17 protein-coding genes are annotated in these 23,630 nt (G+C 60.6%); 7 read left to right on the top strand and 10 right to left on the bottom strand.

Annotated elements, in window-relative coordinates:
- Positions 1-53: 53 nt before the first annotated feature.
- Both D6C00_RS05535 and D6C00_RS05530 read right to left on the bottom strand, forming a co-directional pair.
- Entirely contained in the window at positions 54-1,310 is a 1,257-nt protein-coding gene (locus D6C00_RS05535) for a porin family protein (RefSeq protein WP_125180765.1), read from the bottom strand.
- A 217-nt stretch (positions 1,311-1,527) separates the two neighbouring features.
- The gene (locus tag D6C00_RS05530; protein WP_125180763.1) at positions 1,528-2,088 is read right to left on the bottom strand and encodes a polysaccharide biosynthesis/export family protein; all 561 of its coding nucleotides are present in this window, start codon (positions 2,086-2,088) and stop codon (positions 1,528-1,530) included.
- Between the two features lie 274 nt (positions 2,089-2,362).
- Here D6C00_RS05530 and rrtA point away from each other — a divergent pair, with 274 nt between their 5' ends.
- On the top strand, positions 2,363-2,881 hold the full coding sequence (rrtA, locus tag D6C00_RS05525) for a rhombosortase (protein WP_158675310.1): 519 nt from the start codon (positions 2,363-2,365) through the stop codon (positions 2,879-2,881).
- Positions 2,882-2,955: 74 nt separating this feature from the next.
- Here the strand turns inward: rrtA and D6C00_RS05520 are convergent, their stop codons facing one another.
- Both D6C00_RS05520 and D6C00_RS05515 read right to left on the bottom strand, forming a co-directional pair.
- Entirely contained in the window at positions 2,956-4,284 is a 1,329-nt protein-coding gene (locus D6C00_RS05520; protein WP_125180760.1) for a hypothetical protein, read from the bottom strand.
- Between the two features lie 44 nt (positions 4,285-4,328).
- The gene (locus D6C00_RS05515) at positions 4,329-5,723 is read right to left on the bottom strand and encodes an OmpP1/FadL family transporter (protein ID WP_125180759.1); all 1,395 of its coding nucleotides are present in this window, start codon (positions 5,721-5,723) and stop codon (positions 4,329-4,331) included.
- A gap of 537 nt (positions 5,724-6,260) precedes the next feature.
- Between D6C00_RS05515 and D6C00_RS05510 the strand changes: the two genes are divergently transcribed.
- Both D6C00_RS05510 and D6C00_RS05505 read left to right on the top strand, forming a co-directional pair.
- A complete protein-coding gene (locus tag D6C00_RS05510; protein ID WP_125180757.1) occupies positions 6,261-8,156 on the top strand; it encodes an O-linked N-acetylglucosamine transferase, SPINDLY family protein in 1,896 nt (631 codons plus the stop codon).
- A 149-nt stretch (positions 8,157-8,305) separates the two neighbouring features.
- The gene (locus D6C00_RS05505; RefSeq protein ID WP_125180755.1) at positions 8,306-10,720 is read left to right on the top strand and encodes a hypothetical protein; all 2,415 of its coding nucleotides are present in this window, start codon (positions 8,306-8,308) and stop codon (positions 10,718-10,720) included.
- A 54-nt stretch (positions 10,721-10,774) separates the two neighbouring features.
- On the opposite strand, the gene D6C00_RS05500 is transcribed toward D6C00_RS05505, so the two are convergent.
- From D6C00_RS05500 to D6C00_RS05490, 3 genes are read right to left on the bottom strand one after another with little or no spacing between them, the layout of a single operon-like run.
- Complete coding sequence (locus D6C00_RS05500) at positions 10,775-11,473, bottom strand: CPBP family glutamic-type intramembrane protease (protein WP_125180753.1); 699 nt, start codon at positions 11,471-11,473, stop codon at positions 10,775-10,777.
- A 50-nt stretch (positions 11,474-11,523) separates the two neighbouring features.
- Positions 11,524-13,401 (bottom strand): tetratricopeptide repeat-containing sulfotransferase family protein, encoded by a 1,878-nt coding sequence (locus D6C00_RS05495; protein ID WP_158675309.1) that lies wholly within the window; start codon positions 13,399-13,401, stop codon positions 11,524-11,526.
- On the bottom strand, positions 13,391-15,298 hold the full coding sequence (locus tag D6C00_RS05490) for a tetratricopeptide repeat-containing sulfotransferase family protein (RefSeq protein ID WP_125180750.1): 1,908 nt from the start codon (positions 15,296-15,298) through the stop codon (positions 13,391-13,393). The genes D6C00_RS05495 and D6C00_RS05490 overlap by 11 nt, the downstream gene beginning before the upstream one ends.
- 478 nt (positions 15,299-15,776) lie before the next feature.
- On the opposite strand from D6C00_RS05490, the gene D6C00_RS15730 reads away from it, so the two are divergent.
- The 4 genes from D6C00_RS15730 to D6C00_RS15630 all read left to right on the top strand — a co-directional run bounded on the left by D6C00_RS15730 (position 15,777) and on the right by D6C00_RS15630 (position 20,181).
- Positions 15,777-16,370 (top strand): VPLPA-CTERM sorting domain-containing protein, encoded by a 594-nt coding sequence (locus D6C00_RS15730; RefSeq protein WP_206609513.1) that lies wholly within the window; start codon positions 15,777-15,779, stop codon positions 16,368-16,370.
- Positions 16,371-17,263: 893 nt separating this feature from the next.
- Positions 17,264-17,866 carry a VPLPA-CTERM sorting domain-containing protein gene (locus D6C00_RS15725; RefSeq protein ID WP_206609512.1) on the top strand — a complete coding sequence of 201 codons (603 nt, stop codon included), beginning with the start codon at positions 17,264-17,266 and terminating at the stop codon, positions 17,864-17,866.
- A gap of 185 nt (positions 17,867-18,051) precedes the next feature.
- Positions 18,052-18,828, top strand: a complete 777-nt coding sequence (locus D6C00_RS15720; protein WP_206609511.1) for a VPLPA-CTERM sorting domain-containing protein — start codon at positions 18,052-18,054, stop codon at positions 18,826-18,828.
- A 447-nt stretch (positions 18,829-19,275) separates the two neighbouring features.
- The gene (locus D6C00_RS15630) at positions 19,276-20,181 is read left to right on the top strand and encodes a VPLPA-CTERM sorting domain-containing protein (protein ID WP_177433203.1); all 906 of its coding nucleotides are present in this window, start codon (positions 19,276-19,278) and stop codon (positions 20,179-20,181) included.
- A gap of 284 nt (positions 20,182-20,465) precedes the next feature.
- Here the strand turns inward: D6C00_RS15630 and D6C00_RS05465 are convergent, their stop codons facing one another.
- From D6C00_RS05465 to D6C00_RS05455, 3 genes are all read right to left on the bottom strand, one after another.
- Positions 20,466-21,098 (bottom strand): response regulator, encoded by a 633-nt coding sequence (locus D6C00_RS05465; protein ID WP_125180748.1) that lies wholly within the window; start codon positions 21,096-21,098, stop codon positions 20,466-20,468.
- Positions 21,095-22,525: a PAS domain-containing sensor histidine kinase gene (locus D6C00_RS05460; protein WP_158675308.1), complete on the bottom strand. Its 1,431-nt coding sequence runs from the start codon at positions 22,523-22,525 to the stop codon at positions 21,095-21,097. The genes D6C00_RS05465 and D6C00_RS05460 overlap by 4 nt, the downstream gene beginning before the upstream one ends.
- 165 nt (positions 22,526-22,690) lie before the next feature.
- Positions 22,691-23,335 carry a hypothetical protein gene (locus tag D6C00_RS05455; RefSeq protein WP_125180745.1) on the bottom strand — a complete coding sequence of 215 codons (645 nt, stop codon included), beginning with the start codon at positions 23,333-23,335 and terminating at the stop codon, positions 22,691-22,693.
- Positions 23,336-23,630 lie beyond the last annotated feature (295 nt).

The following is a 23,630-nucleotide window of genomic DNA, read 5'->3' as shown; positions in this document are numbered from 1 at the left end:
CGGGTTACGCTGCGCTAACCCGACCTGCAGATTAACAGCAGTGGATGTTCATATCACCGCGACACCGCCATCTTCGGCCACTGGTAGCTCAGGCTGAGGGTGACGGCATTGCCGGTGGCGTCTTCGCTGACGCCTTCCTGGCTCTGCTCGGTATAGCGGTAGCTGGCACGAAAACTCCAGTCCCGGGCGAGCCGCCAGCGCAGGCTGGGGGTGATCCGGATGAAGGACTGGTCCAGCCGCAGGCTGTTGTCGCTGGAGTCTTCCGAGCGGGTCCATTGTACCCTCAGATCGGCCCGCAGGCGCTCGGAAAATCGGTGCTCGAATCCGGCCACTACGCTGTCGGTGACCGTGGTGCCGGAGAAGGCGTTGGGCTGGACCCGGCGGCTGGCGTTCAGCGACAGGCTGCCGCGCTCCAGCTCGTAACCGGCATTGAGGTTGCCGACGAAGCCGGTGGAGCTGCTTTCGTTGGTTTGTTGCGAGAGCTCAAAGTTGGCGATATTGCCTGCGCTGTCAGCGCATGGGAATAATGGTGGCGCGAAGAGATCGAAACCGTCCGGACAAACTGGTGTATTTGCCTGGACTTTGGTCTCGGTGTGCCTCGCGCCCAGCGAACCACCGAGGTTGACCCGCTCCGAGTACTGGTGCTCGAAGCCCAGGGTAAGCTGCTGGTTGTCGCTCTGGATGCTGTCGTCGTCGCGCTCGAAGCGGCTGGCGCCCAGGGCCAGGATGAGCTTGGTCTGGGGCGTGACGCTGCGTGAGGCGCTCAGGTTGAGGCCGTAATTGCGGTAGTCCCCCAGGCCGGTATTGGCCTCATCCTCATAGGTGACGTCGCTCAGGTCCAGGGAGGCGCTGAACTGGGTCTTTTCATCATAGGAAAACAGCCAGCCCGGCGACAGGGTCGCCCGGGTGCGTTCGATGCGGTCGAAGGCGATGCCGGTTTCCTCCAGCAGGGTATCCAGGGTGGTGTCCTTGACCAGGTTGAAATCGAGGTTGACCCGTTGCCTCTGACTGAGGTTGTAGAAGGACAGGATGTCGAAGCGCAGGTCGGTGGTATCCAGCCCGTCCTCGTCGAAGCGCCGCTCGGTGACCTCGGCCGAGCCGGTCAGCTCGCTACGGGCAGTGCGCCGGGAGAAATCCGCCCAGGCGCTCAGGGCGCCCTCGTTGACGTCGGTCTCGTTGTCGCGTTGCAGGCGGAAGTTGTCATCATAGCGGTAGCGGCCTTCCACGCCGGGCTCGAAGGCCCATTCGGCGGCGGGCAGGGGCGAGGCGGCGAGCGCCAGCGTGATCGTCAGGGCGAGGCGATTTTTCATGATTTCAGGCTCAGGGTCGGTTTGCAGGGCACATCCCGCCCGGCCGGGCCGTGGCAGTGATGTAATTTATTGATTTAAAAATATTTCTGGCCTACAACTTATTCTTATCGGAACGATTCTACATAAAAAGCGCCCCGGAAAGGAATGCCCTGTTTCACGAAATCGGAAGCGCAGGCCGGCACGGATGGCCGGCAGATCACGCCACGCGTCTGAGTGACTACGGGACCACCACCACATCGCCCGGTTGCAGGACGATGTTCTGATCCAGGTTCTCTCCCTTCTCGATCTCGCCGTATTCGAAGGGGATGGAGCGCAGTTCCCCGCCCTGACGGCGCAGGATCTTGATCTTGTTGGCTGCGGCGTAGGTGCCCATGCCGCCGGCCAGGGACAGGGCCTGCATCACGTCCACGTTGCGGGTGACCGGGAAATGCCCCGGGCGGTTGACCTTGCCGATGACATAGACCATGTTGCCCCGCAGCTCGCGCACGTCCACGCTGACCACGGGATCGGGGATGTACTTCTCCAGCCGGCCTTCGATCTCTGTGCGCAGCCCGGAGACCTGGCTGCCCGCGGCGTTGAGCTCGCCGACCAGCGGGAAGCTGATCTGGCCGTCCGGGCGGACGATGACCTCGCGTTGCAGGTCCTCCTCCTTCCAGACCGTGATGCGCAGGATATCGCCGGGCTGGATCAGGTAGGCTTCCGTCGGACCCTCCTCGGCATGCAGATGGAAGCTGGTCAGCAGCAGAAAGACTGTGAGGATGGATTTGAGGCTTCGCATTGTTATCGGTCCCTGCGTGGTGGATTGGTTACCGGATTCTTGCCCTTCCCGGTCTGTTTTTCAAGGCCGCTCATAGATGGGACGTGACCGGAAAAGCGGAAATGTGATCCTGTTCGATTGCCGGAAAATTGTCATGAGTGGGTATCGCTGGGATCCTTGTATAACATGAGAGTCTGGACCGTTCAGGAGATTTTGCGTTGTCATGCGGCTACACCGCGATACAAGTATGTATGGTTGGGCACTGCTCGGGGGTGTAGGCGCCATATCGCTCGCAATGACCCTGGTAGAGCAGAACCTCGGGGAACTGTTCCGCTATGAGCGTGCAGCCGTCCTGCAGGGGCAGCTATGGCGCCTGATCAGCGGACATCTTGTCCATGCCGGTCTGACGCACTGGTTGATGAACATGGCGGCGCTGGGGTTGATGTGTCTGCTTTTCCCGACGGTATTGTGTGGATGGCGGGCTGTGCTGTTCCTGTTCTCGCTCTGTCTGATGACTTCCCTGGGGCTCTTGTTGTTCTATCCGCAGCTGGGCTGGTTCGTGGGGCTTTCCGGGGTGTTGCATGGGGTATTTGCAGTTGGTGCACTGCGGCTCCTGGCAACGGAAAGGCTTTACGGCCTGTTGTTGCTCGGACTGCTGGTGATCAAGCTGGGCTTTGAGCAGATGTACGGTGCAGTTCCCGGATCACGGTCAATGACGGGTGTGGGTGTGGTAGTAGAAGCGCATCTGGTGGGTGCGCTGTCCGGGGTGGTCTGCTGGGTGTTGGCGGGCAGTATCTGCAGGAGAAGAAGATAACGCCAGAATGAGTGCCTGAAAAGACAACGGCCCCATGAGGGGCCGTTAATTTTCTGCTTGCTTGACCTGTGCCGTCAGTGGTTTCTGCGACGGAACAGGGCCAGACCCACCAGGCCGAAGAGCGACCACAGGCCAGCTGCCGCGCCGCCGCCGAAGGACGGGTCAGCGATATCGGGAGGTGTCAGCGTACGCTCGTCTGTGCTGGGGTCTGAGGTGCCGCCGCCGCTGGCACCGGTAGCGGACATCAGATTGAAGTTGGCGTTGAAGCCGACGAAGGGACCGTCGATCATGCCGGCGCCGTTGATGCCGTCATTGTCCCAGTCGATGGACATGAAAGTCCACACATTGGTGTCATCGGCAGACCAGCTGTCCGTGGTGGTCTGGGCTCCGGTAAACATGGATGAAGGCCCGAACTGCCCAACCTCCCAGACATCGATAACATCGATGTCCAGGTTGCCGGACCAGTCGAACAGCATGTGCGCCATGACCTGGCCCGGATTAACCGTGACGGTATAGGAGGCGCCAACGCCGCAATCGGGGCTGCCTGCCGGGCAGTCGGTGTAGATGGTGTAGGTACCCGGACCGTAGATCATGACATGGTGGGCATCCCACTGTGCGCCGAAGAAAGGCTGGCTCGAACTGATGGTGGCGTTCTCAACAGCGGTGGCGACACTGGTGTTCAGGGTGCCATCCCAGGTGAACTCCACATCGTTGGTGCCGCCGACGGCGCTGCCAGTACCGTCGAGCATGGTGAAATTGTTGCCGGTTGTCTGGGCGGTTACCATCAGATTGAAGTTGGCGTTGAAGCCGACGAAGGGACCGTCGATCATGCCGGCGCCGTTGATGCCGTCATTGTCCCAGTCGATGGACATGAAAGTCCACACATTGGTGTCATCGGCAGACCAGCTGTCCGTGGTGGTCTGGGCTCCGGTAAACATGGATGAAGGCCCGAACTGCCCAACCTCCCAGACATCGATAACATCGATGTCCAGGTTGCCGGACCAGTCGAACAGCATGTGCGCCATGACCTGGCCCGGATTAACCGTGACGGTATAGGAGGCGCCAACGCCGCAATCGGGGCTGCCTGCCGGGCAGTCGGTGTAGATGGTGTAGGTACCCGGACCGTAGATCATGACATGGTGGGCATCCCACTGTGCGCCGAAGAAAGGCTGGCTCGAACTGATGGTGGCGTTCTCAACAGCGGTGGCGACACTGGTGTTCAGGGTGCCATCCCAGGTGAACTCCACATCGTTGGTGCCGCCGACGGCGCTGCCAGTACCGTCGAGCATGGTGAAATTGTTGCCAGTGCTGGCGGATGCCTGTATTGACGTCAATGCCAGGCCGCACAGGGCAGCTGTCAGCACTGGCCGCAACTTCGATGCGAGTGAGTTGATGCCGATCATGGGGATTCCTCCGAATCAATTCTTATGGCGATGTTTGGGAATAATTAGAGTTTGTAGCCAATAGTTACGCCCAGACTGTTCTGGTACATGCTGGCGGCTGCGTCGCCCGCGACGGCTCCAGCCGGAAATGCGGCTTTACCCTTGATGGTGTTCTTGTAGGCGTGCATGTAATTGGCGGAGATTTCCAGGTTGGGGTGGGACACCGGCCGATACGACAGCCCGAAGGTTACGTGCTTTTCCACGGTTGCCGGTGCCAGGGTGTTGAACAGGATCTCGTTCTCCTGAATTGGGCTTTCGGCATAGTTGTAGCCGACGCGGAAGGTCCACTGGCTGTTGTAATCATAGGCGATACCCAGCTTGTAGACCGTCTGGTTTTCCCAGCCGAAGCCCCAGCCGAGCTTGCCGCCAAGCTGGCATTCTGGCGCAGTGTCTATCGCTGTGTTGGGGCAGAGGGGGTTGAAACTGTTGACGGTGTCGTTGACGTTGGGGCCGGGGTTGCCGATGGATTTGATGGAGTTCCACTCGATACGATGGACGTCAAACGCGACCGTCAGTTTGTCAGTCGGCATTACGGCGATTCCGAGCGCGTAGTTCTCCGGGATGTCGAAGTCGCCTTTTTCCGCGAACAGGCCTTTGTACTTGTTGAACTCGGTCATGTAAACGCGGGAAGAATAATTGGCGCCGACATTCACGCGCTCATCGAAGAACTTGCCCAGCCAGCCGAGGCGGAAACCGGCGCCATAGGACCAGTCGTTGCCGTTGTTGGACAGCTTGTCGGGGTCGCGGCTGAAGCTGCGAAGAGCGCCGGCGCCTATGCCATAAGCCCGGAAGGTCTGTACCGCAAGTGCGAGCGAGGCGCCCAGGTAGTGATTCCTGCTTACCTTGTATGCAACGCTCGGAAGCATCTGCATCTGCATCATGGAGACACCGACCGTACTGAACCGGTCCTGGCTTGCGCCACAGGCAATATTGAAATAGTTGCCGACAGGCGAGGTTGCGTTGCAGCTCTGGTCGTAACGTGTACCCAATCCAGCGCCTACGGCGGCCATGCCAACAGTGAGATCCCGGTTGAACTTGAAGGCACCGCCCATGGCGGGGATCAGGAAGAGGTTTGCACCACTCTTGATGCTTTCGAGGTCATTGGTTTCCGGGTCGCGCGTGCTGATCGGGGTGGCCTCGACCCGCACGGCGCGCGGCGGGTTGAAGAATTCGCCCGCGACATCCACGCGCATGACATTCATGGGTATTTCGGCCATTGCCGCGGGATTGGAGGCGGCGGCAAGCCCATCCTGTGGCAAGGCGACACCGACGCCCCCCATGGCGCGTGATTTACTGCCGTAGCCGATCAGGAACATGCCGTTGGTCGCGAACGCGGCCGGCGGTGCGACGATCCCTGCGGCCAGAGCAACGGCCAGAGTCCTTTTGCAGAACAATTTCATGGTAGGCTCCTCCGAAATTGTTGTTTTGATAATCTATTGTTTGGTGGTTATTCGTCGTGGGCTATTAAACAAACCGGCTGGTATGTTAGTCTTGTCCGGTACGCGCTTTTGGTCTGCCCAAGATCGGGAATCATCCTGTCTGCGGGATGGGTTGTCAACCACATCCCGAAGTGTAATCCTTGGCGTACAGTGGTAAAAATTACATTCGTATTCCCATGGCCACGGATAAAACGCCAATAATGGATTCCGGGTTATCTGATCAAGTTTTTCTATCCCACGAAAATAATATTTATAAGCGGCTGGTCAGCATTGACTGTGGTTCGTTGCAGCCAACCCGATCCAATAATCCAGCCTGTACACGATTGGTACTTAACTTCAGCCTCGTCATTCCCGCGAAGGGGAATCCAGTGCCTGGTAGAGCAAGCGAACGCTGGATCCCCGCCTTCGCGGGCATGACGGATAGACTGAAATCCGGCTTATGTAAGTGCCATTCGCCTATACACAACGCTTAACACTCCTATCGCAGGTCCAGGTTCGGTGGCAAAGAAAGATATTCTGTTCCGTTCCAAACTCAAGAAGGCACGGAGTCTGCTGGAGTCCGGCCGGCAGCAAGAGGCGGAATCCGCGCTGTCCCAACTCGTGCGCGCCTACCCCAGGAACGCCGAGCTGTGGCTGTTGCGTGGCGTGCTGGAAGGAAAGCGGGGCAATCCGGCCACGGCGGCTGATCACCTGCGCAAGGCGGCGGAGCTGCAGCCGGACAATCCCACGATCCAGTACAACTACGGAATTGCGCTGAGGGATTCGGGCAATTTCGAGCATGCCATTCCCGCCTTCAAAAGAGCCGTTGAACTCAATCCCGGGCATGATGAAGCGCAGGATTGCCTGGCGCACGCTTATCTCGCTACCGGTGAGCTGGACCGTGCTATCGATGCCTTCAAGATAACCATCAAAAATGCCCCGCACAAGGCCGAGGCGCACTCCAATCTCGGCAGTGTTTATCAGGCCCAGGGCAGGCTGTCGGAAGCAGAGGCCTGCTATCGTCAGGCTCTGTCCTGCAAGCCTGATCTTGAGATCGCGGACAACCTGGGCTCCGTGCTGGTTTCGCAGGGACAGTTCGAGGAGGCAGTGGAGGCTTACCGCGAAGGCCTGCAGCGACAGTCGGGAAAATACAGGGTCCTGTCGAATCTGTTGCTGACGCTGAATTATCTCCCCGGTGTGGACCAGGCGGAGGTACTGGAGGAACACAGGCGGGTAAATGCCCTGTTTTCCGCTTTTAACAGGTATAACAGGGAATCGGATGCCGGGGATGCATCCGGCCGTATCCGGGTCGGCTATATCTCGCCCGACCTGCGCGAGCACTCTGTGGCCTATTTCATCGAGCCCCTGCTGGAACGCCATGACCGTGACCGTTTCGAGGTGTGGGTCTACTCGGCCACGGCGAAATCGGATGCAACAACGCAGCGGCTCAGATCCCTTGCGGAGCATTGGGTGGACGTTTCCACCCTGAGTTTCGAACAGACGGCTGAGGTCATCCATCAGAACAAGACTGACATCCTGGTCGATCTTGCCGGACACACCGCATGTAACAGTCTGCCCGCCCTGGCCCGCAAGCCGGCGCCGGTTCAGCTGACCTGGCTGGGTTATCCGAACACCACGGGCCTGGAGGAAATCGATTACCGGCTGGTGGATGCAGTGACCGACCTCCCGGGTCAGGAGGACCATTACACCGAGCAGCTCATCCGGCTGCCGGGCTGCTTCCTGTGCTACCGGCCACCGGAGGACGCGCCCGCGGTCTCCGCCCTGCCTGCGACGGACGGCCAGGGGGTCACCTTCGGTTCATTCAACAACCTGGCAAAGATCAACGACGGGGTCATTGCCCTGTGGGCGCAACTGTTGCAGCGGGTGTCGGGCAGTCGCCTGCTGATCAAGAACCCCTCGCTGACGGACGAGAAAACCCGTACACGTTATATGAACCGGTTCAGAGAGGCCGGCGCAGACGAGGCGCGCATCACCCTCATGGGCCACACGCCAACGCGACAGGAGCATCTGGAACTCTACGGCCGGATCGATATAGCGCTGGATACCTTTCCCTATAACGGTACCACCACCACCTGTGAGGCCCTGTGGATGGGGGTGCCCGTCATCACGCTGGCCGGAGACCGGCATGCGGCGCGGGTGGGCGCCAGTCTGCTACAGGCACTTGGGCATCCTGAGTGGGTGGCTGAAACACCAGATGCCTATATCGAAACGGCAGCAGGGCTGGCAACTGATCCGTCCGGGCTGGCAACGGTACGCGAGAGGCTGCGCGATGAAATGGCCGCGTCAGCCTTGTGCGATGCCAGGGGTTTTGCCGACAAGGTGGAAAAGGTCTACCTTGATATCCGGAGGCATGGGCAGGGGGCGGGAAGATGGAATCAAGGAACCTCTGATTAATTCAAACAGCCTGTCATTGCGAGCGTAGCGAAGCAATCTCCTGCTGTGGTATCAATGGGTTGGAGATTGCCGCGTCGCTGCGCTCCTCGCAATGACGGATTAATCTTTAGTTCCCTGGTTGAATTCAGGGTTCCAGAGAGGGGGCAACCATGGCGAAGAATAATAACGCGCCAGAAGGTGCGGCGGGGCAACGCATGCTGATGTATATCGGTCAGGCCCTGGCGGGCTGCGGCCTGCTGTTGGCGGTTGCTGTTCAGGCGAGATTCCTGGCCACCGCCTTTGATCATGAGTTCACCCTGCTTGCCACCGGTACGGCCCTGTTCGGTGCTGGTGCGGGGCTGGGTCTGGGCTATTGGCTGATTCCAGCCGAGGCGCGCGCGGATAATGCCCTTCGAACCGCGGCAAGCCTGCTGGCGGCCGCGCTGGCGGTCGCGGGCGGACTTTTGCTGCTTCCCAACTGGCCGCTGGGTTCGGTACCCGCCTTCATCGGATTGATGGTCGGTTTTTCACTGCCTTTTGCGGCCTGGGGCTTTGGCGTGGCCCGGATCAGCCGCGACCCTGCCGGACAGGCCAGCCGGATCGCCTGGCTGGGCGGCGCCGTGGTTGGCCTGCTGCTGGCCGGCAAGGCAGTGGAATTTCTCGATGGGCTGGCGGCGGCAGGCTGGGTATCCGCAGCCCTGCTTGGTATTGCGGCAATGTTCGTTGCCGGCCGCAATATACGGCTGGAATTGGCGGGTGGGGCCCTGCTGGTCCTGGCCGGCGCCGTGTATCACATTCACATCGATCACCCGCTGGAGCCGGCATGGAGCGGTACGGGGCTGGCGGAAGCGCGACCGCTCTACGGCCAGCTGCGCGCCGGTCGTCTGGCGACCGCGCCGGTGACCCACTGGACAGAAGGGCAGCGTACCGACGTGCTCGTATACCCGGGGCAGGGTCTGCGCTGGTTATTTACGGGAGCGACCACGCCTGTCCCGGTGGTGTCGGAGGGGCACGGGCAGGATCTCGGCCGCCTTGAGCGGCAGTTTCCCCTGCTGGCAGTGCCGATGCGCATCAGCCCACCCCAACATCTGCTGACAGTCGGCCCTGTCCCGGGACCGGAAGTCGATCTGGCGCGAGCCCGGGGGGCGGAAGCGGTGCATGCATTGGCCTATAACGAATGGCTGGCAGGTGAGTCGTACCCTGATACCGTCCTGCAGGTCACCACGGATATGCGCGGTGCACTGGCGCGCGGCACGGGGGACTTCGATCAGGTCGTCCTGCCAATCACCCATATCAGCAAGCGCAACCGGGTCGGTTCGAATCTGGCCGACCGCCATCTGTATACTCTGGAGGCGCTGCAGGCCTACTGGCAGCGCCTCAAACCCGGCGGAATGCTGGTGGTGACGGCGGCCGACGAGGTCCTGTTCACGCGCTCCATTCTGTCGGTCTGGCGTATGCTGGAGCAATCCGATCCGGAAGGCCGAGCAGCCTATGCCAGGCGCAGCTGGGGGCTGCGGCTGACATCCGGTGCGACCGTGCAACAGCCCCACAGTTATCTCCTGCTGGTGGCCAAAGGGCAAGTCACGGAGGATCTCCCCGCGCGTATTCGGGAGGGAATCCGGGGGCTGCCGGTGGAGGCCCTGTTCGGGCCGGGACTGGCTGCGGGGCGTCCCTCGCTTGGCGGGATGTTCGAACAGTCGAAACGCAAGGGTGTGAACTCCGTGGTCGGGACCTTGTTCGGTCCGGAATTCCTGGCGAAGGATCATTATGCCGGGCTGTACCAGCTGGAGGGCCTCGATCGGGCTACGGAAGAGGTCAGGCGGGCCCTGAGCCGCAAGGCCGGCTACTGGGTCAATATCGCGCCAACCACCGACGCGCGGCCGGTTTTCTTCGATCTCAGACCCGGCCAGCGGCCGGAGCTGAAGTGGCTGTTCACCGGACTGCTGGTCATCATTGCCGGCGTGATACTGTTCGCCCTGCCGTCGCGGCGCAGGGCTGAAGCCGACCTGTCCCGGCGCCCTGCAATGGCCGTGTATCTGGTGTATATGGGCCTGCTGGGCGCTGTGGGTGGGATGACCCTGACCGGCCTGCTGGAACAGGCCGTGCGCCTGACCGGGATGTCGATCCAGAACCAGGAAAGGCTTCTGGCTCTGGCCGTGCTGGGCGTGATCGGCACGGTGGCGCGGGTGCGTGGGCGGACTTCAGGCCACTGGCAGATCACTGCGCCGGCTGCCGGCGGACTGCTGATTACCGGATTGCTCTATTGGGCAGTCTTTCCAGGCTATAGCCTGCTGACTGGCTGGCCGTCAGATGCCAGGTGGCTGGCAAGCGGGTGCGGTCGGCCTGTTGCTGGGGCTGGTTCTGGCGCGTCTCGTCGAAGGAGTAACTCAGCGGGTGGAAGCGAACAACGCCGCGCTGCAGCCATGGGCCTGGTTGATGCTGGGCAGTACGGCGCTGGCTGCCATGGTGCTGACCCAGTGGTGGGTGATGGCGTGGGGCTGGCCGCGGGTAGGGCTGGTTCTGGCAGGTGGTTATGCCGTGCTGGCCATCGCCGGGTTATGGCTATGCCGGGACTTTCAGCATGATCAGGCCGGGGCGGTCACCGCGCAGTCCGGAGTGCCCGCCTGACCGTGACGGATTCAAAGCTGTCGGATATAGATCATCAGCACCACGTTCAACAGAATATGTGCGATGGCCAGGCCGGTCACATTGCGCGTCTTCAGGGCAATGACATCGCCCAGGATCCCCAGTGTCAGGGTCAGGCCGAGGGCGTTGGCATAACCCAGGCAGCCGGTCAGCAGGTTGATCTCATGAATGTGCCCCAGGTACCAGGTCAGGTTCTGGATGACCACCGCAAACCAGACCGGTCCGTAGCGTGACAGGGTCAGCAGCAGAAAGCCGCGGGTCGTGATGTCGGTGATGGCCGCGATCAGACCCATGACGGCAGTAAGCTGAATGGCTTCGCTAAGGGGTGCCCACCTGACGGCATGATTGGAGATCAGGGGGTCCGCTGAACAGTGGATGAAGGCCGCCAGGGCCAGGGAGTAGAGCACACAGCCATACAGAAGGGTGATGCCGAGCCTGTGCGTGGTCAGTCCGAAGTCGCGCAGGCCCAGTCCGAGCCGCCGCATCGCCCACAGGCAGGGGATGACAATGGTCGCGCCGGCCTGCCAGACGGCGCTGACAGCCGAACTCAGGACAGTGTCCTTGGGCAGGGGCAGGCCGAGTATCACCTTCGGATACCAGTCCAGAAAGACCCCGAGCGTGAAGATACCCAGGATCCCCAGAATGACATTGATGTTGTATTGCCTGTTTCCCGCAGGGGTAGGGTCCGACATGTCTGTTTCCTGTTATGCGTTATTACTGACGATGTCCGGTCTCGTATAAACTATACTATCTCGGCTTCTCCAAAAACCTCCAGCAGGGGAGCGATATGCTCCCGGTACTGCCGCCATCTTCCCATTGACCTGGTATACAGGGGCTGCCGGACCTGGTCATAACTGCTGGTGGCGACATGCCGATCCGATCTGTGAAAATCCAGGCAGCGTGGGTCCCATTCAAGATCCAGAAAATCCAGCAGCCGTCTGCTGGTCGTTTCCTGGTTCATGATCAGTTCCTCGTATCGCAGGTCGAGAATGGGAATGTCGAGCGCGCTTTTCCAGTGGTGCATGAGACGTTGATAAGCGAGATAATAATCCGCAATATGCTCCAGACGTGTTGCGTAGCTGTGGCCCTCGCTGAAATTCTGGAAATAGATTGAAAGACAGACGTCACGCGGGTCGCGCATGCAGTGGATAACCCTGGCGTCCGGGAAAAGCAGGTTGATCAGGCCGAGAAAAATGAAATTCTGCGGCATTTTGTCGGTTACATAACGCTTGCCGACGGCGAATTCTTCCAGACATTTGAGGTAACCCTGCGCTGCCGTGTCTACCGCGGCGCGGGTGAGGCCTTCGAAGCAGGCGGGAAACCCCGATTTGCCCCGGGTGCTGCTGCAGAGGATTTTGGCCTGCTGCTCGATTTCAGCCAGTTCCCCGGCCGCGTGGACATCGCCATGTTGCGCCAGTATCTGCTCGGTCAGGGAAGTGCCGGAGCGGGGCATGCCGACAATGAACACAGGCAACCTCGATCCATGGGTGGCGCGGGGTGCGTTTGCAATGAATGCGGGGTCGAAGACTTCTGTCTGGGCGTGGATCGTCGCCCTGTGCTCCACAGACGAGTAGTGGTCAGGGCGCAGGTTATTGGCGGCCTGGAAATGTCTGAACGCGGTATCGAACGAGTTCAGCCGGTCATGCAACCTGCCTGCGGCATAGTGGAGCTGTTCGCGCCTGTTGTCCGGAATTTGCTGGCCCTGCAGTAGCGACTCCAGGTAGTGTGCGGCGCTGTCACAGGCATCGATCCTGTGGCACAGGTTCGCGTAGGCGATACCTAGGCCGGAGTGGTGGACGCCTTTCTCCAGCAGCGGCACGATCAATTTATGTGCGGCGTCATAGTCGCCCTTGTGTTCGAGCACCGAAACCCTGCTGGCGACAGCATCGGTGTTGTCCGGGTCAATTGACAGGGCCTTGCCCAGGATTTTGTCCGCTTCATCCATGAGCCCGGCATTGATCAGTGTGTTGGCCAGGTTTGTGTATGCAACGATAAAATCCGGGGCCTGGCTGATCGCCTTGCGGTAGTGGTCGATGGCCTCGTCCAGTCGACCCAGGGAATGCAGGGCATGACCGAGGCGGTTGTGGGTCATGGGGCGGTTGGGTTGTGCCTGAAGGGCGCGCTGGTAGTAGTGGACCGATTCATCCAGCCTTCTCTGCAGATGGCGTATCTCTCCCAGGCCGTGTAATGCGGTAGCCGCTGCCGCATCCGAAGCTGATCCTTGGATGACGGATTGCAGCAGGGATTCGGCTTCGGACAGCTCACCGCTTTCCAGGAGCAGGCCGGCGAGTTCCAGTTTTATGTCGGTGTTTTCCGGGCTCAGTCCGAGCCCGGAACGAAAGTGGGTGATCGCCTGCTCCGCCTCTCCCATTGCCTTGCGGGTTGCCCCCAGCGCGCAGTGGATGGGCAGGGCATCCGGTTTCATTTTCAATGCCTTTTCCAGGATATTGCAGGCCTTGCAGTAATTTCCGCTTTGCGCGTATGTGGAACCCAGCATATACAGCGCTTCCACATCCTGCGTGTCGGCCCGACACACCTTTTCGTACAGGGCCTGGGACTTTTTCAGCTGGCCGCGCCGGAAATGCTCCAGGGCCTTGCTTTTCAGGGCGTCAGTCTGCATCGGTATTTTCGGCCGTGGGAGTGAACGTCTCATGCAGGCACTCGCCCAATGTGTCGATCAGCGGTGCGAGCTGAGACTCATAGTTTTTCCAGCGGGCGCGGGATTTGTGATAGATCTTCTGCCGGACCTGGTCGTAGCTCGCCGTGGCGACAGTGCGTTCGGACTTGTGGAAATCCAGGCATGCGTCGTCCCATTCCAGTTCGAGGAAATCCAGCATCCGGTGTGTCATGCCTTCCTGGTCTGCCACCAGGTCCTCGTAGCGGACGGTTAGCAGCGGCAGGTCCAGCACCGCCAGCCAGTGCCGCATGAGCCTGGCGTATTCGCGGTAATACTCGCCCAGCCATTTCAGGCGAGTGCCGTAGGGATGTAGCCAGCCGAAATTCTGGAAATAGATCGACAGGCAGGTGTCGCGGGGATCGCGCACGCAGTGGATGATCCGTGCGCCTGGCAGCAGCAGGGCGATAAGCCCGAGATTCAGGAAATTGTGCGGCATCTTGTCGGTGACATAAGGCTCGCCCTGATGGTATTCGTCCAGCAACGCCAGATAGTCGTTCCCCATCCGGGAGAGCGATTCTTCGTCCAGGCGTTCGATCTCCTCCGGGTAGGAAAACTGCCCCGAGAGGGCGGTGACGATATCATTGACCTTGTTGAGTTCGCCCGCCCCGGCAACGGCCGAGTGGCTGGCCAGTATCTGTTCCGTCAGGCTGGTGCCGGAACGCGGCATGCCCACGATAAAGACCGGCCGGCGACTGGCGATGCCGGAACGCGGCAGGGCCTGGAACCGCTCGCGGCTGAAGGTCTGGATCAGGCTGTCCACCCGCTGCCTGAAGCCGGCCGTATCGAAGGGGATATCGAGTGCCTCGTTCCCTGCCTTGTAATGTTCAAAGGCGCGCTCGTAATCGCCCTGGCGGTCATGGAGGCTGCCCAGGCCGAAGTGCAGGGTTTCCCTGCCTGCGGGTTTGAGTGCGCCGGAGGCCAGCGTGGCCTCGGCATAGCCGGCGGCCTCGTCGCAGACATCGAATTTCCCGCAGATCCGCAGCAGGACCTCGATGGCCATGGGATTGGTGGTGCCGCGGTCCAGCAGCTGCCGGCATATCCGATAGGCATCCTCATGCCTGCCCTGGCGTTCCAGAATATCCGCTTCGCCGGCCAGCGGGCCGTCTTCGCCCGGCTGCAGGGCCTGGATTTCCCGGATAACGTCGAGCGCCCGGTCCAGCCTGCCCTGGAAGCGGTGCGCATTGGCCACGCCGGCGGCGGCCTCGATGTCATGCGGCCGGAGCCGGCGGGCCGCTTCGTAATGCTGCTGCGCCATGGACGGGTTGCCCACCCGGCCGATGAAGATATCGGCGAGGTTGATATGGGTTTCAAACAAGCCCGGGTTCAATTGCAGGGCACGTTGGTAATGCTGGATGGCCAGCCCGTTGTCGTTGAGCGCCTTGCAGACATTGCCGAGGTTGTTGTGGGCGTCGGCATAATCGGGCTGCAGCCGCACGGCACGCTGCAGGGTGTCTTTCGCTTCTTCCAGCCTGCCCTGCATATACAGGGCATTACCGTAGTTGTTCAGAATGCCGACATCATCGGGCTTGAGTTCCCGGGCCTGCTCGAAATGCTCCAACGCCGCTGCCAGCCGTCCCAGCTGGGCGTTGGCGCTGCCCAGCAGGGAGTGGGCGATAGCCTGATTCCGGTCCAGCTGCAGCACCCTCTGGCAGGCCTGAATGACACCGTCCAGGTCGCCATTCCGCCCGCATAACGAGGCCAGCGACAGCCACAGTGAAGGGTTGCCAGGCTGTTTCCGGCACAGCGGCCTGAGTATCTGGATCGCTTCGGACAGTTTACCCTGTTGCGCCAGGCGCGATATTTTTTGTTGTTTTTTCAGTATGTTTTGTGGCGTGCTCATGGGGGTTGCTGGTATCTGATCAAAGGCGCGATGCCTGATATGAAAGCATACACGGGAGCGGGTGGAAACAGGTGACCGGATGCGGCTGCTGAGAGGGTTTATGTGCGTGCGGCCTTTTGTCTATCGGGGGAGGCGCGTCGAGGAGCTTTACGGTTGGGGCTCTCCTGCTGAATCCGGGTGAACCAGTTTCGTAGTCTGTTGAATATCAAGGGTTATCGAAGACATGGATGTCAGGTTTGTTCCTATGCAGAATGTCGACTTGTCTTACAAAATGGGGGTGGAAGTATGGGGCAGCGGGGGCAACGCCTTCAGTAACATAATGAATATAATACATAAAAAATCCATGGCACAGGGGTTGCATTTGTCAGCGAGTATCCGACCCTGAGTTCGGATAGGGCCGGGCCCGAATCAGACCGGCCGGCCCGAAAGACTCAAACTCGATATTGAGTGATTTCCGCAAATTTGGAGGAGTTTCAGAATGAAAAAGACTGCACTTGCAAGCGCCCTGGCGCTGACCCTGGGTTCCGGCATCGCCAGCGCGGCCACCATGACCAGCGCGACCTTCACTATGCTCGACAGCACGGGTGGTACCGTGGGTGTCGATACCACCGTGACCGGTTCAATCGGCGGCGGTACCTTCAGCGTGGCCTCTACCACCACCTTCTTCGGGGCTAACTGGACGGCTCACGACGGCGTCACCTTCGGTCCCGGCACCTATAACATCGATACCATCCAGGGCGGCAGCTACACCGGCGTTGAAGTCGGTGCCGGTCAGGTGGGTGGTCATATCCTGTTCGACTGGGGTGCAACCACCGACATCGACGTGGTCATGGTCTGGGATGTGGCCTGCTCCGGCGGTTCCTGCACCTACACCTCCACGGACGGCGTTGCCACCAACCCCGCCAACCCTGACGGTATCCGTGGCTACGGCATGATCGACGGCGCCTTCCCGAACTTCAACGCCAACTTCGACTTCGAAGTCGCTGCCGTACCGGTCCCGGCCGCTGTGTGGCTGTTCGGCTCCGGCCTGCTCGGCCTGGTGGGCGTGGCGCGTCGCCGCAAATCCGCCTGAAGTCGTAGCACTATCCCGGGTTCGACTGGCTGATCCACAGGAAGAACAATAACAGGATCCAGTAGCGGTCCGAACCCGTGCAACAAATGAACGCCCGGTGGGCGAAAACCTGCCGGGCGTTTTTCATGCGTGGGTACCTGAACTGTAACGGCCCATGGCCTGAACGATATCCGCAATCCTGCCCCTCCTCGCAGCTGGTATATGCAACCAGGTGTGATTTTCAATCAATAGTTCGGATTACACCTGCCAGACGGCGCCTGTCCTCGTGGCACTTGCCGTAGGGCAGGAATATTGGACGGATGATGTCTGCTCGCGGATGATCGTAAGTCGCCCGACAGGAGCGGGCCGCCCTGGTTTGGATTTGTTAACAAACTGTTTTTCAGTAAATTCTGGCTGAATACAGGGGCGGCCTGAACGGCGTCGAAATCCTTGACATAAGCGAATGTAGGACAAAAAGGCGCTTATTCCTAAGATAATATCTGACAGCCGGGCAGTGGATCCACGAGCCCTGAAATTGCTGTCTGACCGGAAAACAGGGCGGTTTCACGCGATCGCCTGTTGCCTGGAGTGAGCCCTCCCTCCCGCTGTTCATTCATGTGAATCGCCTGATGACGCCCTCCGACGGGTGGATTTGTCGTAGTCCAAACGACCACGTATTGCGTAGGAAAAACAGGATGTTGCGACGGATAGGCTTACATACCCAGGATTCTCCAACCAGGATGTGTTGTGTAAACGCATGAAATCCAAGGACTACGGAATCCTGGCACAGGGATTGCGATAACCGTGATAGAGCAGTCGTGGTCAATCAATACAAATCCATGCCATGACCTGCTTATCACCGGCGGCCCTGAGGCCGCGAAAATTGAGACTGACGAATCCTGGAGGATGTCATCATGAAGAAAACAGCTATTGCAGCAGCACTGAGCATTGCTATGGGGGCAGGTGCGGCACATGCGGCCACCATGACCAGCGCGACCTTCACCATGCTCGACAGTACTGGCGGCACCGTGGGTACTGATACCACCGTGACCGGTTCCATCGGCGGCGGCACCTTCAGCGTGGCCTCCACCACCCCGTTCTTCGGTACCCAGTGGACGGCCCACAGCGGCACCACCTTTGGTCCGGGCACCTACACCATCGACACCATCGAGGGTGGCGTCTACACCGGCGTTGAAGTCGGTGCCGGTCAGGTCGGCGGCCATATCCTGTTCGATTGGGGCTCCACCACTGATATCGACGTGGTCATGGTCTGGGACGTGGCCTGCTCCGGCGGTTCCTGCACCTATATCTCCACGGATGGCGTTGCCACCAACCCCGCCAACCCTGATGGTATCCGCGGTTATGGCATGATCGACGGAGCTTTCCCGGACTTCAATGCCAACTTCGACTTCACCGTGCCTGATACTGCACCTGTTCCGGTCCCGGCTGCCGTCTGGCTGTTCGGTTCGGGCCTGCTCGGCCTGGTTGGCGTTGCCCGTCGCCGCAAGGCGGCCTAAGGTCGGCGTCTGACCAGAAGGATGCCTGCGGCAAGCATCGCTTGCCGCAGGTCATAAAGGCCTAGAGGGAATGAGTCTGACCAGGGAAGTGTAACGGTTGGCTGCCCAGTAACCAGAGATGATGCATTCATCATGCCTTGTCCTGGATGAGGCAGGTATCAGAACCTCTGTGGAGGGCATGAATAATGAAGATGTTAAAACCGAACAAACTGAAAAATATTCTCTATACGTTGCCGTTCATCGCCTGCAGTGCCAACGCGCTGACAGTGCTCAAGTTCGACTTCGATGGCGAATTCATCATGTACGATCCCACGGGCGCCAGGGTCCAGGCCCCCGCTGGCGTCACGGGTGCTATGGACATAGAAATCCCGCTGCTGGCACCGAATGGCCCCTATCCCGGCAGCGCCAGTATGCAGGGTGACGAGCCTTTCTTCGGGGCTGAATGGACAGCGGATGGAAGTATTACCGGGTATCAGAATGTCCTCTTTGGCGGTGCGCCTGACTACTGCGGTTCGCATATCATGTGCGCCGATTCGGCCATTGATTTTTCCTGGGCCGGGAATCTCATCCCGGTTGATGCCTCCTTCGCGCTGGATCCCAGCAGTTCGCTCGATTTCACCGATCCGGTGAACAGCATCCTGGATGGCTGGGCCAGCAATCAGTTGGCCTATTTCGATGTCGAGTCACTGGATGCGGATTACGATGGCGTCCTGGGCACGGCCATGACCGAAGGCCCCTTCATCGGTTTTACGCCGTACTTCGCGGGCATCGCCACCGTGGTCGAAGTCTGTGTTGACGAGGGTGGACTGTTGGGGGAGCTGCTGTGCACCTCCATTCCGCCGCATCTGGAGATTCCGAAGCATCCGCCCAGTGCCGTACCGGTGCCGGCCGCCGTATGGCTGTTCGGCTCGGGGCTGCTGGGCCTTGCAGGGGTCGCTCGGAGGAGAAAGGCAGCTGCCTGAAGACTAATAACATAGCTGCCGTTTAAAGTGCGCCCGGGGAAGGTTGCCTTCTTCCCCGGGCATTTTGTTATCTGCTCCCCCGCCGTCTGCTCTTTCCCTTCCTGTCGGAAAGTCCCGGATCAATCCGTCATCATTGCGCGCCGCATGGCGCAGGTTCAGCCTCCACAGCCGGTACAGTTAGATTTATTTACACCCGTTCAATTGACCTGTGGTGCAGCGTTAGCGTAGTAACGGGTTGATTCAATGCGGCATTGTCCGATGCCTGGGACGAACCCCTACAGGAGTGGTTATTGAACGACTGACACTGTTACTGTCGAGAAAATATTCAGTATCGATGCCCTGTGAATGGCGGATTCTGCAAGTGCATGTTTTGATACATGCCTGGATGTGTTGGCGCGGCTGTTGCAACAACCCTGGCTCTCTAATATGAAGATGGAGTGGGTGTTCATGAATAATTCAAGCAATGGGTCAGTTATAGTCGCAGCAACCCTGCTGCTCGCCCTGGCGGCCACGCAGCCCGTACACGCGGCCAGCGTCGGCAGTGGGTCGGCCTCCGGCCATGCCCTGGAAGTCGGCCTGAGTGCCTTCAGCGGCAGTCTCTCGCTCAATGTAGGGCCCCTGCCGGCCGGGGTGTCCGTGACCTCGCCACCGCCGGGCAGCGTGAGCGACTCGGTCGTCGGCATCAATGAGCAGGTGAGCCACTCGCCGGGTCTCTTTGCCTCCACCTACGCCATCGACCTGTCCACCGGCCTGCTCAACGCCTCGGCGGCCTCGACGGTGGATGGCTCCCCGGGCCCGCACACCAGTGAGGCGTCCGCTTCGGTGCACGATCTCGATTTCGCCGTGGGTACGCTGAATCTGCTCGGGCTGATTTCCGCCGCTGCGGTGGATCTGTCGGCGGAAACGATCAGCTCCACGGCAACTGTGACGGGCGAGCCGGGGGGCTTCACGGCCACCGGCACGACCACGCTCGAGAACGCCAGTCTGGATGTCGCCGGACTCAGCCTTCTGGGCATCGGGCTCGGACTGGACGGGATGCTGGTGGCAGAGCCCGACCCCAACCTGGTGGTCTTGGCCGCGGCGGGGATCACCGTCACGCTCAACCGGCAGCTGGTGAACGGGGAGGCCGGCGGCAGCTGTGCGGCCAGTCACTGCGATATCAGCGTCGATGCGATCGCCGTGACGTTCGAGGACTTTCTGCTCGGAAGCGGCGGCCTGCTGAATGGCGAGCTGGTTCTGGGCCACTCCCAGGCCAGCCTGAGCGCGGTTCCGGTGCCGGCCGCAGCCTGGCTGTTCGGCTCGGGCCTTGTGGGGCTGATCGGCGTCGCTCGGAGGAGGGAGGCAGCCGCATAATAATTGGCTGCTGATGAATGGCCCGGAGTGTCGGGGTTATCCTCGCGCCCCGGGCTGCTTTGTGCCTATCTCGAATGGCGCTGACTTTAGCAGCCCCGTCATTCCCGCGCAGGCGGGAATCCAGCGTTTGCTGGTACGGCCGGGCACTGGATTACTCGCTGCGCTCGCCCTACGGGCCGCCCTGCGGGCGTTCAACACGCTCCGCGCTTTTGTCCCGCCTGCGCGGGGATGACGGATAGACTGAGGTCCGGCTTTTGTGAGTGCCATTCCTGCCTGTTCCCTTGTCAGTCAATCAGCCCGTTCTTGATGGCGTAGTAGGTGAACTCGGCGTTCTTGCTCATGTTCATCTTCTCCAGGATGCGGGTGCGGTAGGTGCTCACCGTCTTGACGCTGATGTTGAGCTCCCTGGCCGTCTCCGACACGCTCTTGCCCGAGGCCAGCATCTGGAACACCTGGTATTCGCGGTTGGACAGGGTCTCGTGCGCCGGCCGGTCCTCGTCGGAGGTCAGGGTGTCGGCCAGGATCTCGGCCAGGGAGGCGCTGATGAAGCGCCCGCCGCGGGCCACCTTGTGGATGGCGGCGACCAGCTGATCGGGCGCGCTCTCCTTGGTCAGATAGCCGGAGGCGCCGGATTTGAGCAGCCGCACGGCGAACTGATCCTCCGGGTACATGCTCATGAAGAGTATCGCCGCTTGGCAGCGCGCCGCGCGCAGCCGCTGCAGCAGATCCACACCGCTCGGGCCGGGCATGGAGATGTCCAGCAGCAGGACGTCGAAGGGCGATCTGACGGTGGCTTCCAGGACCTCTTCCCCTGAACCTGCCTCGGCGATCACGCTGGTCTGGTCATCGGCATCGATGATCTGGCGCATGCCGGCCCGAACGACCGGATGGTCATCGGCAATAAGAACACTGATCATGGTGTTGGCTCCTCTTGTTGTTGTGCGCCAGACAGGGCAACGGGGATGCGTACCCGCAGCCGCGTACCCTCGCCGGCCCGGCTCATGATATCCAGACTGCCGCCGAGCGCCCGGGCGCGCTCCTGCATGCTGTACAAACCATAGGACCCGCCGGAGGATTTGTCCTCGAAATCGAAGCCGATCCCGTCGTCGATCACGTCGAGTGCCGCCTGTTGCGCATCGATGATCAGGACCACGCTGACCCGGTGGGCTTCGGCATGGCGGGTGATGTTGGTAAGCCCCTCCTGGAGGATGCGGAACAGCGCGATGGTCTGATCCTGGTTCAGGCCGGCGGCGTCACCGTCGCAATGCAGGTCGTATTCGATCCCGACGCGCTGCTTGAGCTGCTCCAGTTGCCATTCGACGGCGGGCAGCAGGCCGAGGTTGTCCAGTATGGGGGGGCGCAGGCTGGTGGATATGCGCCTGGTGGTGGCGATGGCCTCCTGGACGCAATCGTTGATCCGGTCGATGTCGGAGCGGGCCTGTTCCTGTCCGGGGAGTTGCTGCTGCAGCGCCGAGAGCTCGATTTTTAGCGAGGTCAGCAGGCTGCCCAGCTCGTCGTGCAGCTCGCGGGCGAGGCTGGCCTTTTCCTCCTCGCGTACCGTCTGCAGATGCCGGGACAGGGCCTGCAGCGATTCCCGTGAGCGCGCCAGTTCGGTTTCGGCCTGCTTGCGCTCGCTGATGTCGTTGATGATGATGGAATAGCCGCGCAGCCGCCGGTTGTCATCGCGGACCGGATTGATGGCCAGTATGGCCCAGAAGCGGCTGCCGTCGCCGCGCACAAACCAGCCTTCGCGCTGATAATAGTCATCCGTGCCGGCAATGCGCAGCATGGTCCCGGGTTGCAGGCCAGCCTGTTCCTCGGCCTGGAGGATCTCACCGAAATGCCGGCCGATGACCTTTGCCTCGCTGTAACCGCTGATGCGCTCGGCGCCCGGATTCCAGCTGATGATGGTGCCGTCCTGATCCAGCATGAAGATGGCGTAGTCGGTTACGCCCTCGACCAGGAAACGGAAATTCTCCTGGGTGAAGGCCAGTGCCTGCTGTACCTGGCGCTGCGCGGTGATATCGATACCGGTGCTGACCACGTGACTGCACCTGCCGTTGTCTCCGAGTATGGCGGTGGTGGAAAGCTGCAGCAGACGGCGTTCCCCGTCCCTGGCGTGCCACTGGACCTCGGTTTCACGCGGAAACTCACCCTGGAGCACGGCAGTGAAATCCCACCGGAATCCGGCGGCCTGATCTTTCGGCAGCAGGGTATCCCACAGGGGCTTTCCAATGAGTTCGTGGGCGTGGAAGCCGGTGGCGGCCTCGCCGGCACGGTTGAAGCGCAGAATGATGCCATCCAGATCCATGACCATCACGATGGCGTTTTCGGTATCCAGCACACCGGCGATGAATCGCGCTCCTGACGCAGCCGGGCCTCGGTATTGCGCGGATGCGACCCGGCGCACTTCTGGTAGATTGTCCGTTGCCGCTTGCCTCGCGCAGTGATCGATCATGGCTGTGGTTGAAAAAACTACGCCCACCGGATGCCCTAAGGTCATTCATGGCTATGGTGGGGCAATCAGCAGAATGGCGAACAGGAACAGGCCCGCCAGCACCGCCAGCTGGTCGTGGGTGACGCTGTCCTCGCTGATCAGACGGACGATCATGGGCAGGATGGCCGGGACGGAGAATATCAGCACGGCATTCAGCATGCCGGAATGGACGGTCACGGCGATGGCGACAGCGCCGGCCAGCACCAGCAGCAGGAGTATCTGCTGGGGCAGGGAATCGGGCGGATAGACCAGAAACGCCGCGCTGCCCCAGGCAAGTCCGCTCAGGCCGTTCCAGACCAGCAGTGAGATGCGGATGCGGTGCAGGTCGGGATGGCCGGCATTGCTGCGGCGTCGGTGGCGGACCAGGGAGGCCAGGCGGAATACCGCTATCCCGGCCACCGCGGCACACCATATCAGTGCGGGATGCCGTCCGACACTGCCGCTGAGGAGATAGGCGACCAGGGGAGCGGCCAGTAGCGACAGCAGGGCCGCCAGCTGGGTACCGTCCATCAGCAGCCGGGCCTGGGCCTGCTTGAGCCGTTCGCTGTGGCGGAACAACTCCGAGCCGGTCACCGGAGGTGCGGCCGCAGTGCCCTCGTCGAAGTCCGGGGCGTTGGTTCCGGTCTGGAATCGGCGGTCGGCGATCAGGGTCTCCATGGGACGGCGTCTCCAGAATTACACCCGTCGAATTCTGTGCCAGGGACGGTCATGGTCTGTGAGTCTCGTGTATCCGACGGACTTTACCTGATTCTATAAAGTTTCCGTTGACACCGCAGTCAGTCAACTTCTGACAGGGATTTCCGTCAATCGCGGATACCGACAGGGATAAAGACCGTATTGCCTGTCACCGCTTATCGGCAGGCCCGGGATAAATCTGTATAAACCCTGCATAACTTACTGTTCTGTCAGTGTATGTCTGACAGTCAGACTTTACACCCACGGTTTTCTGGAC

This window comes from Thiohalobacter thiocyanaticus (assembly GCF_003932505.1).
Taxonomy (GTDB): domain Bacteria; phylum Pseudomonadota; class Gammaproteobacteria; order Thiohalobacterales; family Thiohalobacteraceae; genus Thiohalobacter; species Thiohalobacter thiocyanaticus.
Note: the sequence above shows the minus strand (reverse complement) of the source record. Positions and strands in the feature narration are given on the sequence as shown.